At 44.4% G+C, this 14,226-nt stretch carries 14 protein-coding genes and 1 tRNA gene; all 15 read right to left on the reverse strand.

Annotated features, from left to right (window positions below; all coding sequences use genetic code 11):
- Positions 1 to 8 precede the first annotated feature (8 nt).
- Positions 9 to 434, reverse strand: a complete 426-nt coding sequence (locus VB077_RS06970) for a hypothetical protein (protein ID WP_323414502.1) — start codon at positions 432 to 434, stop codon at positions 9 to 11.
- A complete protein-coding gene (locus VB077_RS06975) occupies positions 431 to 1,954 on the reverse strand; it encodes a DNA methylase (protein WP_323414503.1) in 1,524 nt (507 codons plus the stop codon). The genes VB077_RS06970 and VB077_RS06975 overlap by 4 nt, the downstream gene beginning before the upstream one ends.
- Positions 1,955 to 2,209: 255 nt before the next feature.
- Positions 2,210 to 2,296: transfer RNA gene (locus tag VB077_RS06980), tRNA-Leu, on the reverse strand.
- Between the two features lie 62 nt (positions 2,297 to 2,358).
- A complete protein-coding gene (locus tag VB077_RS06985; RefSeq protein ID WP_323414504.1) occupies positions 2,359 to 3,360 on the reverse strand; it encodes an acetyl-CoA carboxylase carboxyltransferase subunit alpha in 1,002 nt (333 codons plus the stop codon).
- Positions 3,344 to 4,249 carry an acetyl-CoA carboxylase, carboxyltransferase subunit beta gene (accD, locus tag VB077_RS06990; protein ID WP_323414505.1) on the reverse strand — a complete coding sequence of 302 codons (906 nt, stop codon included), beginning with the start codon at positions 4,247 to 4,249 and terminating at the stop codon, positions 3,344 to 3,346. Before accD ends, VB077_RS06985 begins: the two co-directional genes overlap by 17 nt.
- Before the next feature lie 6 nt (positions 4,250 to 4,255).
- Positions 4,256 to 4,456, reverse strand: coding sequence for a glutamate decarboxylase (locus VB077_RS06995; RefSeq protein WP_323414506.1), 201 nt, complete (start codon positions 4,454 to 4,456; stop codon positions 4,256 to 4,258).
- A gap of 178 nt (positions 4,457 to 4,634) precedes the next feature.
- Positions 4,635 to 5,117 carry a pantetheine-phosphate adenylyltransferase gene (gene coaD, locus VB077_RS07000; protein ID WP_323414507.1) on the reverse strand — a complete coding sequence of 161 codons (483 nt, stop codon included), beginning with the start codon at positions 5,115 to 5,117 and terminating at the stop codon, positions 4,635 to 4,637.
- Between the two features lie 19 nt (positions 5,118 to 5,136).
- Positions 5,137 to 8,622, reverse strand: a complete 3,486-nt coding sequence (locus VB077_RS07005) for a DNA polymerase III subunit alpha (RefSeq protein WP_323414508.1) — start codon at positions 8,620 to 8,622, stop codon at positions 5,137 to 5,139.
- A gap of 144 nt (positions 8,623 to 8,766) precedes the next feature.
- Positions 8,767 to 10,080 (reverse strand): DRTGG domain-containing protein, encoded by a 1,314-nt coding sequence (locus VB077_RS07010; protein ID WP_323414509.1) that lies wholly within the window; start codon positions 10,078 to 10,080, stop codon positions 8,767 to 8,769.
- Positions 10,081 to 10,177: 97 nt separating this feature from the next.
- Positions 10,178 to 10,360: a small, acid-soluble spore protein, alpha/beta type gene (locus VB077_RS07015; protein WP_323414510.1), complete on the reverse strand. Its 183-nt coding sequence runs from the start codon at positions 10,358 to 10,360 to the stop codon at positions 10,178 to 10,180.
- Positions 10,361 to 10,643: 283 nt separating this feature from the next.
- Positions 10,644 to 11,348 carry a metal-dependent hydrolase gene (locus tag VB077_RS07020; RefSeq protein WP_323414511.1) on the reverse strand — a complete coding sequence of 235 codons (705 nt, stop codon included), beginning with the start codon at positions 11,346 to 11,348 and terminating at the stop codon, positions 10,644 to 10,646.
- A 38-nt stretch (positions 11,349 to 11,386) separates the two neighbouring features.
- Positions 11,387 to 12,343 (reverse strand): glycosyl hydrolase family 18 protein, encoded by a 957-nt coding sequence (locus VB077_RS07025; RefSeq protein WP_323414512.1) that lies wholly within the window; start codon positions 12,341 to 12,343, stop codon positions 11,387 to 11,389.
- An 82-nt stretch (positions 12,344 to 12,425) separates the two neighbouring features.
- Positions 12,426 to 13,454, reverse strand: a complete 1,029-nt coding sequence (locus tag VB077_RS07030; protein WP_323414513.1) for an MraY family glycosyltransferase — start codon at positions 13,452 to 13,454, stop codon at positions 12,426 to 12,428.
- Between the two features lie 36 nt (positions 13,455 to 13,490).
- A complete protein-coding gene (locus VB077_RS07035; RefSeq protein WP_323414514.1) occupies positions 13,491 to 13,952 on the reverse strand; it encodes a tRNA (cytidine(34)-2'-O)-methyltransferase in 462 nt (153 codons plus the stop codon).
- 24 nt (positions 13,953 to 13,976) lie between these two features.
- The gene (locus tag VB077_RS07040) at positions 13,977 to 14,195 is read right to left on the reverse strand and encodes a zinc ribbon domain-containing protein (RefSeq protein WP_323414515.1); all 219 of its coding nucleotides are present in this window, start codon (positions 14,193 to 14,195) and stop codon (positions 13,977 to 13,979) included.
- Positions 14,196 to 14,226 lie beyond the last annotated feature (31 nt).

Below are 14,226 nucleotides of genomic sequence, written 5' to 3' on the forward strand. Positions count from 1 at the left end.
AGGCCCTTTTAAAATTCATATATGGAGAATATCTGCCCATCTATGCTGATTATCTCATCAATGGGGATCACTGTGCCATTAGCCATAGCGACAACCCGCTCATATCTGTCTATCTTTTTTACCGTACCGATAGCAGTAACATAGGCGCCGCCGTTCTTCTTCGCATCCGGCTGAAAGTAGGTGATTGTGATTTCGGGATGCTCTTTAATCCGATCTGCTATGATTTGCAGCCTATCGTTCAATGCGTCCTTTATATATTCGTCCAATTCTACTCTCTTGTCAGCCAATCTTGCGGTTTCTTTGATGGCGGCATCAAAGCCGGTCAATGCGGCGAAGGGGGAAAACTGAGCCGCCCGGTCAATAACCGTCATATGAGGGTGTGTCGTGGAAACAGGGTGCGGTAGATTAATGATGTCATCATATGTCCTCGTCATTCCTTGTGCCCTCCAATCCGCTTGTTCCGGGCTACTGTGGTAGCGCCTTCCTCCAGATTCATACCCTTTAGAATGGCGTTCTTGCCGTGTTTCTTTTTTATCTCCAGCATTGCTTTCTGCACCTTTTTTTCCCGTGCAAGCTCGGCTTCTTCATCCTCTTTTTTCGCCTGCGCAGCCGCGTAATCCGTAAAGAGATCAAGCTGTTCATAGGTGTCCGTCTTTTGAACAGTTGCCTCATCAACAGCATGATTTGCCGTGATGTTGACTCTTCTGATTAGGAGATTTTTGTCAACGATGCGTTCAAATAACTCTGTGACGGCATCCATGATTAGTTTTGTAGAGGAGGTCTGTCTGCCAAGATTTACTGAACCATGCGCGGATTTCGGAACGGCGCGTCCATAGTGGTCAGTGGTGATCGCCCCGTGATATGATTTCTTTATCTCAGGGTTTGTTAGATTATCGATATCATATCCGACTGTCAAAACAAGCTGGTCGGTCACAAGCCTTTTATCTACCAGATCAAGTACCAGCAAATCAGTCATTTCCCGCACGATCAGCTTCGCTTTGTCAAAAGTATAGGCACAGTGCAGCACCTGCCCTGATCCAATACTGTTTGTGCTTGGCTTATACGCTTTAATATCCGCAATTGTGCATGGCTCCCACCCCCACGCATGGTCGATCAACAACTCAGCGTTGATGCCGAACAGTTTATACAGTAAATCCTCGTTGTAGTAATCGGAAGGTTTACCGAGGGAGCATCTTGCAATATCTCCCATCGTAAAGAGGCCTTGTTCCTCCAGTTTCTTGACATATCCTTTTCCAACGCGCCAAAAGTCTGTTAAAGGCCGATGTGACCACAGCAAGCGACGGTAGCTCATTTCATCCAGCTCGGCGATCCGCATACCATTGTTATCAGCAGGTATGTGCTTTGCCTGAATATCCATAGCGATCTTGCTAAGGTATAGGTTTGTGCCAATTCCTGCCGTTGCTGTAATGCCGGTTGTTTTGAGTACATCCAGAATCATTTTCGTGGTAAGCTCACGGGCTGAAAGACTGTAGGTGTTCAGATAATCGGTGGCGTCAAGGAATACCTCGTCGATGGAGTAGACATGAATATCTTCGGGCGCGATGTACTTCAAATAGATTTTGTAAATCCGCGTGCTGTACTCTATATAATACGCCATCCTCGGTGGAGCAGCAATGTAGTCCAACGAAAGACCCGGTGAGGATTTTAATTCAGTATCGTTGCAAGAAACGCCGGAAAAGGCTCGTCCCGGTGCTTTGCGCAGCCGTGCCGCGTTTACTTCCTTGACCTTCTGTACGACTTCAAACAGCCTTGCCCTACCGGGAATGCCGTATGCTTTAAGGGAGGGAGAAACGGCGAGACAGATCGTTTTTTCGGTGCGGCTTGCATCGGCGACAACAAGGTTGGTGGTCAGCGGATCAAGCCCCCGTTCAATACACTCGACCGAAGCATAGAAGGACTTTAAATCGATTGCGATATAGGTTCTGTTCTTCATTTTATTCTCCGGTCACCTCCTTCGAAAATTATCTGCCAGGCAAATTCGGAGCTTACTGCGTTCGTTTCGATATTTCTGTGCGAAGTGATAGTCTTTAAATCCAGAATACCACAGTTTCAGACTAAAATAAAAAATTTACTCACTTTTAAAATGTAAAAAAGCTTGAACGCCTTGTAAACGCAAGACTTTCAAGCTTTTTCTATTCTGCAACTGTTAAAAACAAGAGCCCTCTCAGGCTCTTTTAAAATTCATATATGGTGCGAGTGATCGGACTTGAACCGATACGGGCTTTCACCCAATGGTTTTTGAGACCATCGCGTCTGCCGATTCCGCCACACTCGCAAAGGTTACAACGCATAGTAATCAGGTGACGAAAGTTATATTATCATTTCTCAAGAAATTAGTCAAGCCTTTTCTGGGCTACCGGATTGCTCAGACAATTCCTGACCGGCTCGCTCCTCGAAGCGTCCGATTGCTCTCAGCTTTTCATAACGTTGCTGCTTTAATGCTTCAGGAGATTGTTTCCTGAGTTTCATGAGATGTTTGGCAATTCCTTTGGCAATCCCATCGGCCGTTTTGTTAACATCCTTATGGGCTCCCCCTAAAGGCTCCTGCAAAATCCCATCGGCTACACCTAAAGCGAAAAGGTCATCGGCAGTAAATTTTAAAGAAGCCGCAGCCTCTTTCGCTTTGCCGGTATCCTTCCATAGAATCGAAGCACAACTCTCCGGAGCAATCACCGAATAAAAAGAATTCTCCAGCATTAAAACGATATTGCCGACACCAAGAGCCAGCGCACCGCCGCTGCCCCCTTCCCCGATAACCGTGCTGATAATCGGAACACGATACCCTGCCATTGCCTGTAAGCATCGGGCAATCGCTTCACCCTGACCTCGCTCTTCAGCTGCGAGATCACAAGCCGCTCCGGGAGTATCAATAAAGGTTAAAATCGGGCGATTGAATTTATCCGCTTGATCCATTAACCGCAAGGCCTTACGATAGCCTTCCGGATGGGGCATACCAAAATTGCGCCGGATGTTTTCCTTTGTATCTTTTCCTTTGACATGAGCCACTACTGTCACAGGAATTCCTTGAAAGCTTGCAATACCGCCGACAATTGCATGATCATCCGCAAACAGGCGATCTCCTTTTAACTCAATAAAGTCGTCAAAGAGCAACGGAGCATAGTCATAAATATTAGGACGTTCCGAATAACGCGCGATCTGCACTTTTTGCCAAGGTTCAAGATTTCCGTAAATCTCTTTTTTCTTACGAATAAGTTTATGCTGCAATTTCGAAATTTCCTGAGTTAAATCTACTTCTTTTTCTTTCGAAAATCCTTGAAGCTCCGCTATTTTCTGTTCGATTTCAACGATTGGCTTTTCAAATTCAAAGTGATGTGTCATATGATGCCCCTTCCTGATGATAGCGCAACAAACGAGCTAAAACATAACGCATCTGCGCTCGATCAACCACAAGGTCAATCATTCCATGCTCTTGGTTAAATTCAGCAGTCTGCGCTCCAAGAGGAAGTTCCTGACGCATAGTTTGTTTAATGACGCGAGGACCGGTAAATCCAATCAGCGCCCCCGGTTCAGCGATAGAAATATCGCCTAAAGAAGCATAACTGGCCGTAACTCCTCCAAAGGTAGGGTCTGTCATTACAGAAATATATAGCAAGTGATTTTCGGACAAATGCTCAAGCGCAGCACTTGTTTTTGCCATTTGATAGAGGGATAAAATGCCCTCCTGCATTCGTGCTCCACCCGACGTCGAAAAAATGATCACCGGTAAACGTAATTCAATAGCACGTTCAATCGCCCGCGTGATTTTTTCACCGGTTACCGACCCCATACTCCCCATCATGAAGTTTCCCTCATTGATTGCCAATACAATCGGCAAACCCTCAATCGTCGCTCTTCCTGTAAGGACGGATTCGGTTTGATCTGAGTTTTCTTTAGCTTTCGCTAATTTTTCCTCATAGCCGGGAAAATCCAAAGGATTTATGGTACAGAGTCCGGTATCCCATTCCTCAAAACTTCCGGGGTCAGCAATTAATGCTAATCGCTCACGTGATGTAACTCGGAAATGATGGTTGCAGAGTGGGCATACCTTGAGATTCTCTTCAATATCCTTCTTAAAAAGAGCTTCTCCGCAGCCGGGGCATTTCACCCATAGACCGTCCGGAATTTCTCTGCGCTCCAAAGCCGCTGTTGTTTTCTGCTGTTGCCGCGGAGCAAGCCCGGTTGGTGTTAATGTTGCATATTTCGGTTTACGAAAGATATCTTTAAACATACCCAACTAGCTCCCCATCAAGCTAGTAATAATTTCATGGGCTTCTTCTGCTTCCGATTCCGGAACGAGAATTTCAACAGAAGCATGCTCTCCCAAATGGGCTGAACCAATGGGTCTGAGTTGAACCAGCATTCCTTCATCCGTCAAGTTTTTCTTATACTTTTCAGCAATAGCTTTATTTGGTGCAATGTAAATAACGGTCCACATAACACTGATTCCTCCTTGTTCAAAAAGAGAAACATACCCCGCTTGAACGGATATGTTCTAACCGTTACTAGTTTATAATTTGTGACCAGCTAACAAAATAAATAGTATAGCTGCCATGAGCTTTTTTGATTTATAATATCATGTCCCCAACAATTCTGCAACAGACGGGCGGACCGGATCAACTTTGATGGTATTTTTCTAATAGTGCCTTCTCAACGTGTGGCGGCACAAACTCAGAAATTTTGCCTTCCAGGCTGGCCGCCCAACGGATTGCACTTGAACTTATATATGAGTAGTCACTTTTGGTCATCAGAAAGATCGTTTCGATATCCGGCGCAAGTTTTTTATTCATCAATGCAAGCTGTAATTCGAATTCGAAATCACCCGAAACTCTCAATCCTCGAATAACGGCGTTTACGCCATACTGCCTTGCAAATTCAACGGTGAGCCCCTTAAATCCTTTAACCGTTACCCCTTCGATATCTTTCGTAGCTTCTTCCAGCATGGCCACTCGTTCCTTAATAGAAAACAGTGTCTCTTTTTGACTATCTGAGGCAACCGCAACAATAATTTCATCGAAAAGCCCCGATGCTCGCTTAATAATATCTAAGTGACCATTAGTTACGGGATCAAATGTTCCCGGATAAATTGCCGTTTTCACACACATACCTCACTTTAACTCAATTAACCTTCCACGCGACATTCTCTTTACCTAAAATGTGATCAAGAGTCTGAATCAGTGCGTCAAAATCTTTAACCCAATAATCTTGTCGACTTTGAATGAGTTTTTTGGTTTCTTCATAATAAAAGTAAACTGGATAGGGACCCGCATATTTCTGTAATACGGGAAGAACTTGCTCTAAAAGGGGAGTTCCCTCCTGTGAAAATCTCAGATATAGTTTTCGATTTGAACGCTTGCTTCTATGCGTTGAAGTGAAATTGCTTGGGTAACCCTTGTTCTGTTCTATCCTATACTCCGGTAAGTGGTCCAAATCGTAAATTTTTTCAGCAAATAGCTTCTTTTCATCGTCACGGACATTGAACTTCCCCTCAATGATCAAGATTTGATCATTGTCTAATCCTGATATTTGCGCAAAAACACGCGGGAAAACGAGAACTTCGATCGTATCTGTTAAGTCTTCAAGAACAAAACTGGCCATCATCTCCCCTTTCTTCGTTATCGTTGTTCGGTATCCGGTAACTAATCCGCCCAGGATAACCCTCTGATCTTCCTCTGCTTCAAGACAAGTCATAATATCCATGGAAACAGCCGTTTTAAGCTTATCCAGAACGCTTGAAAGAGGGTGTCCGGAAAGATAAAGTCCTAAATACTCTTTTTCCATATTGAGCAATTCTCGTTCCGGAAATTCGGCGACCTCCGGTAAAGTCACACCTTCATCTGCTGACTCACTCAAGTCAAAGAACGAAATCTGTCCGCTTTCTCTATCTTTCTGCCGCTGTTGAGCCATTTCCAGAACCTGGTCTAACCCCAAAAGTCCTTGGGCCCTGCCGCAAAGTGTACTGAAAGCCCCGGCTTTTAATAAGCTTTCTAAAACACGTTTATTAAGAACCTTGCTATCCACTCGAATGCAGAAATCATAAAGCGAAGTAAAAGGACCGTCCTGACGGGCTTCAATAATCTTTTCTACGACATTTACTCCTACATTGCGAATAGCTCCCAGGCCAAATCGAATTCCGTCCCCTTCGATCGTAAAATCAACACCGCTTTTTTGTACATCCGGCGGCAGGACTTGAATTCCTAACGATTTTGCATCTTGGATATAGAAGGAAACTTTATCTGAAGAATTCATAACTGTACTGAGCAGTGCAGCTGTAAATTCCTGAGGATAATGAGCTTTTAGATACGCAGTTTGATACGAAATTACTGCATAAGCTGTCGCATGTCCCTTATTAAAGCCATATTCCGCAAATTTAGCCATCAAATCGAATATATCTCCGGCTTCTTTTTCGGTAGTTCCTAAACGTATGGCTCCTGGGATTTCCCAATCTCCGTCTTCGTTTTGAGACCCATAGATAAAATTCTGCCGTTCCTCAACCATGATTTCTTTTTTCTTTTTTCCCATTGCCCGCCGCAGTAAATCGGCTCGGCCTAAAGAGTAACCTGCTAAATTTCGAGCAATCTGCATAACCTGCTCTTGATAGACAATAATTCCATAAGTTGAGCGCAATATCGGTTCGAGTTCCGGATGAAGATAGGTGATTTCACCCCCATGTTTACGACGGATAAATTCAGGGATTTGATCCATCGGACCGGGACGGTAAAGTGCTAACACTGCGATAATATCTTCAAAGCACGTTGGTTTTAATTCTTTAAGTACAGCTCGCATTCCTCCGCTTTCCAACTGAAACACTCCGGTAGTATTACCTGAAGAAAGCAACGTATAAGTCATTGGGTCATCAAGCGCGAGATTGCGTAAATCTAAAGTAATTCCATGCGTTTCTTCAATCAATCTTACAGCAACTTGGATAATCGTCAAATTTCGTAATCCCAGGAAATCCATTTTTAAAAGTCCAATTTCCTCTACCGTTTTCATCGGAAACTGGGTCATGAGAAAACTCCCGTCTGACGTCTTTTGAAGAGGGAGATAATTCATTAATGGTTCCTTTGCAATAACAACCCCTGCGGCATGTGTTGAAGCATGACGCGGCATTCCTTCTACGGCTTGTGCCAGCTCATAAAGGCGTTTTATTTCGGGATCTTCTTCAATCATCTTATTTAAATCGGGAGATACCGTTAATGCCTTTTCAAGCGTCATCCCGGGATCATTGGGAATCGCCTTTGCTACTTTATCTACTCGGATCAGGGGTAATGCTAAAACACGTCCGACATCTCGGATAGCGGCCTTCGCCCCCATCGTTCCGAAGGTAATGATTTGGCAGACCTTATCCGCCCCATATTTTTCTGTCACGTATTGGATAACGCGCTCTCGTCCTTCGGGGTCAAAATCAATATCGATATCCGGCATACTGATCCGTTCCGGATTAAGAAAACGTTCAAAAAGGAGATCATGTTGTAACGGTTCGACCGTGGTAATCCCTAGGAGGTAAGCTATCATACTTGCAGCAGCAGACCCCCGCCCCGGTCCCACCGCCACGCCATGTGTCCGCGCATAATGACAAAAATCAGCAACAATCAGAAAATACCCTGAAAACCCCGTTTGGGAGATTACCCCAAGTTCGTACTCCAAGCGTTCTTTTTGTTCTTCTGTCTGCTCGGGATAAAGTGTGGGAAAAGCCTCCATACATTGTTGACGTAAAAAGGTATCCAGTGTATACCCTTCCGGCACTTGAAAAACCGGCAAATAGTGCTCCCCAAACGTAAAGTCCACTTGGCAGCGTTCAGCAATCCGTGACGTATTTTCGAGTGCCTCCGGATATTCTCCAAAAAGCAGCTTCATTTCTTCCTCGGATTTTAAGTAAAACTCTTGACTGGAAAAGCTCATGCGCGAAGCATCTGTTAATGTTTTTCCCGTTTGAATGCATAGCAGCACATCCTGAACAAATGCATCATCCCGTTTAATATAGTGAACATCATTGGTCGCTATCAGGGGTATGCCAGTCTGCTCATGTATTTTGAACATGCCGGAATTCACGCGGCGCTGTTCCTCTAGTCCGTGATCTTGGATTTCAAGAAAAAAATTTCCCTTTCCAAAAATCTCTTGATACTCCAAGGCCGCTTTACACGCACTTTCAAACTGATTTCCTAAAAGATACTCTGAAACTTCCCCTGCCAAGCATGCACTGAGCGCGATCAGTCCTTGGCTATACCCGCGCAGCAATGTCTTATCTACCCGCGGCTTATAATAAAATCCCTCCACTTGGGCTAGTGTGACTAAACGAACCAGATTATGATAGCCTTCTTCATTTTCCGCTAGTAAGACCAAATGACGGCTCTTCTCATCTCTTCCCGGAATTCGTTCCTTTCGCCCATGTGGAGCCACATAGACCTCGCATCCGATAATCGGCTTAATCCCCGCCTTTTGACAGGCTTTATAAAAATCTACCACCCCGTACATCACACCATGATCAGTGATGGCCAATGATTTCATACCAAGTTCAGCCGCTTGTTTCACAACCTGCTCAATCCGAGCTGCGCCGTCAAGCAAACTATATTCAGTATGGACATGAAGGTGAACAAATCCCATAAAATAGCCATCTCCTTTCTTGTACAATGCACCTCTAACTCTAAACATTGTAACAGTGATATCCATAACTTGTCTATTCTAAAAAGTGAAATAACAGCGAGTCAAAGGCTCGCTGTTATTATTCATTATTTAACTTTTTTAAAACTAAGTAAGTTTCTTATTGCCCATACGCGCTGCCATCAAGCCTTTAGCCACGAGTGTATCCTCTGCATAAACATCGATTTCAATGTTGCAATGTTTTTTGGTAACCAGGAGGAGTTTTGCCGTAATTCGCACCTGTGTTCCTACTGCGATCGGCTGCAATTGATAAAGCGTAAAATTCTCCGTTATTGCATCCAGACGATGTTGCTTACGCAATGCAATATATCCGGCCATATTCATCACCGTGACTAACACACCACAGCTCGCTGAGCCGAACTCGTTGATCATGAATTGGGTTATTTCCCCTTCGATCGTTACGTTTTCCGGATCCTCTGCATAGCGGAAGCCGCTTAAGATTAAGTTATCCATAGTTTCACCGAATTGAGGCTGCTGCTGAACCTGCTGATAGGCTTCCAGTACATCTTGGAGGCTGATAATTCCAATAAGTTTGCCCTGCTCGGCAACCGCAGCTATTTCCCAGCCTTCCCAGACCATAATACGGGAAACATGAGTAACTGAATCGTCACGCCCTACGACATATGGCTTCGGATTCATCACATCAACCACCGAAGTATTCATCTCGGCCCCTGCAAGATCTACGGCGGTGATAATACCCACCACCATCATGTCCTCATCAACAACAGGGAAACGGCTGTGATTCGTTTTTTGGGAAAGTTCATACCAATCCTTAACCGTCGCCTTAGTCGTTAAATATTGAACATCTTTAACCATAATATCCTCGGCGAGTACGATTTCCTTCTCAATCAAGCGATCATAAAGAGCTCGGTTGATCATTGTTGTTACCGCAAATGTATCATAAGGAGATTGAATAATTGCCAAATTCTTTTGACGAGCTAAATCAAGGACATCTTGCTCAGGGTCAAACCCCCCTGTAATAAGCAAAGGTAAACCGTGATTTAAAACATAAAGTTGGGCATCATGACGATTTCCTACGATGCAAAGTCCTTCTTCTTCAAGATAGCGCTCCATGGCATCTATTTCCATCGCCGCAATAACAAATCGATTGGGGGTATGATCCAGACCTTCCGCACCGCAAAGGACAACTCCTTCTACGATTTGAGAAACTTCACGTAACGTTAAGTCTTCAATCTGTCGTTCTTTAACTCCTTCAATACGTATCGTACCGACCTTAGGTATTGAGCGAACAAAGCCTTTATTTTCGGCCTCTTTAATTGCCCTGTAAGCGGTCCCTTCACTTACATCCAATTCCCGTGCGATAAAACGCACAGAAACCTTGCTCCCCACAGCAAGGTTCTCAATAAAGCTTAAAATCTGTTGATGTTTTGTTTGGCTCAAATGTATACGCTCCCCACTTATCTACAAACAACTTTAGTATTTATTTAACTGTATTATAACATAAGAATTGATTTTCAACCATTACAGCTTACGGATATTATTTAATGTTTTTCTTGCGCTGGGTCATAATTCCACCGATTTTACCGGCATCCTTCGCACTAAGAGAATGCCAGCCTTTATCCCGTACTTGATCCAGCAAGCCTAATTCCGCGGCTATTTCGAGTTTTAAAGCTTCGTACGGATCTGTTCGCTTTACTTTCGGGTTATTCCCTTTTTTCATGATTAAAGTCCCCCCCTACTTATCCCATGTTCTAGATAATGTGGACAAATGGGGGTCTTCTGCCCATGCCTATGTTCTAAGCGGCAACGTCCATCAATGAGGAAAAAGCAGTTTGCTGTACAATTTTTTTGCGTCATACTCCTCAACTCCTTATTCTCATTTTTGCCGAAATTACGAAAAAAATACCCCTTCTTTGATAATAGCCAGCGTTAGCTGTACACAAAAAGCAGAAAAGAGCTGCCATTTACCTTGGCAGCTCTTTTCATAACGTTTTTTATTAACCCTAATCAATTCTCAATATTTCTCCGGGTTTTAGCGCAATTCCCTGGCTTTCCGGGAATTTTCGCCTTAGCATTTCATTAAACTCATTCGGATCTTGTTTTATGTTGGAAAAGGTATTATAGTGCATCGGAATCACACGTTTGGCACGCAAAAGCGTTGCCGCATAGGCTGCTTCTTCCTGACCCATGACAAAATTATCCCCAATCGGAAGCATCGCCAGCTCTAGGGGATGACGGCGTCCAATCAGTTCCATATCTCCAAACAAGCCCGTGTCACCGGCATGGTAAAGCCATTTTCCCTCCATTTGCAGAAGGAAGCCGCACGCCAAACCTGCATATTCAAAATTATTTTCACTTCCCGGGACTTCGAAAAACGACCCATGCAAAGCCTGGGTTAAACGAACCGTACCAAAGGTGAACTCATGCTTTCCGCCAATATGCATCGCATGCGCCCTAGCCCCGCAACGCTCACAAAACAAGGCCATTTCATAAACCCCGATTATGGGTGCACCCGTTCGTTTCGAAATCTCAATAGCATCCCCCAGATGATCCGCATGGCCGTGGGAGACGAGTATCCCATCCAGTTGTTGAATATCCTCAGCTTTTATATCTGCTTTCGGATTACCCGTTAAAAACGGATCAATCAAGACCCTGCCCCCATACCCGGAAATCTCAAAACAAGAATGTCCATGATAACGAATTTCCACTAATGATGCCTCCCCTGTAAGCCAAGCCTCCACTTGGTTTACATTTGCTTATATGTCTGCAGCGTTGTCCATAATTCCGGATAACTAAGATTTAATTGCCAAAGGGCTGCACCGCGAATTCCCCGTTGAATGGCCAGATCTAATTTCTCTTTCAAGCTCCGCACGTCTTCAAAGTAAACGGTATGACGTTTTCCTTCACTTTCATAATTGAAAAAGGTGGAATGTTGTTGAGTATCCCATTGCAGCGGCGCCCCCATCCGCCGTGCCAACTCCGTCGCACGCCGGTAACTTATCACTTTTGCCCCATTGCCGAGAACCCAGTCATACCCATATAAAGGAACACCTATCATTATTTTTTGAGCGGGAATCGTGGTCAAGGCGTAATTAAGGACTTGATTTACCCATGGCAAAGAAGCTACAGAACCCGGTGAACTACCCGGCCAATGCTCTTCATAGGTCATCAAGATGATCTCATCGACAATTTGCCCCAGAGCCGGATAATCAAACGCTCCCCTCCAGATATCAGTTGTATCTTCCCCTGTTTTTGCAGGAACATCCATTGTTACTCGATAATTATCCTGTTTAAATTGGCGGGTCCAATTATAGATAAGTTGAGTGAAGAGATTTCGATCCCGTACGTCTACTTTTTCAAGGTCAAAATTGACACCATCCAAACGATATGTACTTAACATATTACGAATATTTTGGTATACCCGATTAGAAAATGCCGGGTCGCGGACTAGCCTAGACATAAGTTCCGCCGAAAATTGCCCTTTCGAATTTAGATTTGAAATCACTAACAGCGTTTTAATTCCCTTCTGACGAGCCTCATTGACCAGTTTACGGCTGGGTTTTGCTGACAGTTCCCCGTTTTCCTGAATTGAAACCTCGAAGAAGGCGATTTCATCGAGAAGATACCCGTAGCGCTGAAAATAGGAATACGCTCTTTCCTGTTCGGTTAACCCGGTATAAAACCCCAAAATACTTAGAGGCATAGATCATCCCCCCTTTCAAGCAGTTTATGCTACAGAAAGGGGGGAGTTTACATTAAAGGCATCTTATCATCAATTTTATAATTTACTTACTGTGCTTTCGAGCCAATCCCGTCAGCGCCCGGTTACGACGGAGCATGATCGTTAGTATGAAGGTAAAATCCGCAATCAACAACAGTGCTGCCCAAATCCATAAATTAAGTGTTCCTAACACCGCGGCAATTCCAAAACAGGCACTCATCGCATAGAGCACAAGAACTGCCTGTCTCTGGGAGAGTCCTGCGTCAAGCAAGCGGTGATGCAGATGTCCCCTATCGGCTTGTCCTATCGACTGTCCATGAATTTTGCGGCGGATAATCGCGAAGGTTAGGTCCGTAAGCGGCATCCCCAGAACGATCAGGGGAAAAACCAAACCAAGAACCGTAGCTGTTTTTAATAACCCCATGATTGAAATTCCGCCAATGATATATCCTAGGAACATGCTTCCCGTATCCCCCATGAATACCTTTGCCGGATGAAAATTATAGAAAAGAAATCCAAGAGCCGAACCCGCTAAGGCTATCGTCAGATGCGCCGGACCAACCTGGTCGATTCGGTTAGCCGACCAAAATAAGAGGATTGCAGCCATAAAACATATCCCTGCCGCTAATCCGTCAAGACCATCTGAGATGTTTACAGTATTGACAAGCCCGATAACCCAAAAGATAGCAAGCAGACCGCCAAACCATCCCAAACGTATTGTTTCAAAATAAGGGAGAGTGATTTGATCCACCGAGAAGCCGAACAATAAGAGTACCGAGGCAGCGGCAATCTGCCAGAAAAGTTTTGTCCACGGTCGCATATCTTTAATATCATCCCAAAGACCAACCCCAACTATGACTGTGCTTCCAATAAATAAACCCGTTAGCTCAAAGTCCCACTTTTGTGTAAACACAACAGCCAGCCAGAAAGCGGCATAGATTGCCAGTCCGCCAATTCGAGGGACCGGTCTTTTATGAACATGTCTGCCTCCCGGTATGGCAATGGCACCCCAACGATGGCCCAAAACCATCGAAATAGGCGTGGCCACGACAGCAATCAAAAGGGCAAGGATAAATGTCCAGATATAACTCATGATTCCTCCTCCGAAATCCGCTTGATTATTGATGCTTTAGACAAGACCGGGATATCCCCACTGACGCAAGGCCTCATACGCGATTATAGCAACAGAATTTGATAAATTTAAGCAGCGAGCATTTGGGAGCATCGGTAAACGAATCGCTGTATCCGGATATTTGGCAATAATTTCGGGAGCCAGCCCCTTTGTTTCCTTACCAAATAAGAAGTAACAATTTTGTTCAAATCGGACATCCGTATGTGTACGGGATCCTTTGGTTGTTGCTAAATAGCGGGTTCCTAAAGGATTCATTTCTTCAAATTGAGCAAAGTTTTCGTAAATATGAAGATCGAGCTGATCCCAATAATCTAATCCTGCACGTTTTAAATATTTATCCGTAATTTCAAAGCCTAATGGTTTTACAAGATGAAGGACCGCACCGGTAACCGCACAAAGACGGGCAACATTCCCAGTATTCGGGGGAATCTCCGGTTCGACCATAACGATGTTTAACATTAACTCCTACATTCCCTTCTTAGATTAACCGTGACAGCCTGAGCAATTTCCGCCGCAGTGACTTGAACATCCTCCTGTTGCGCTTGTCCCGGCTATTCCCGGACTTGCAAACCCGGAGATTTGGCGTGTAAGCCCAACACGATTACATTCAGAACAGATCAATTCCTGTCCCGATTCACCCATTTTGCACAATTTTGTCAACTTTGTTCCACATTCCGGACATTTAAACTCATAGATTGGCATTCATTTCCAGCCCCCATTGTAGAAGTAATCA

It is taken from the genome of Desulfitobacterium sp., from assembly GCF_034927245.1.
Lineage (GTDB): Bacteria > Bacillota > Desulfitobacteriia > Desulfitobacteriales > Desulfitobacteriaceae > Desulfitobacterium_A.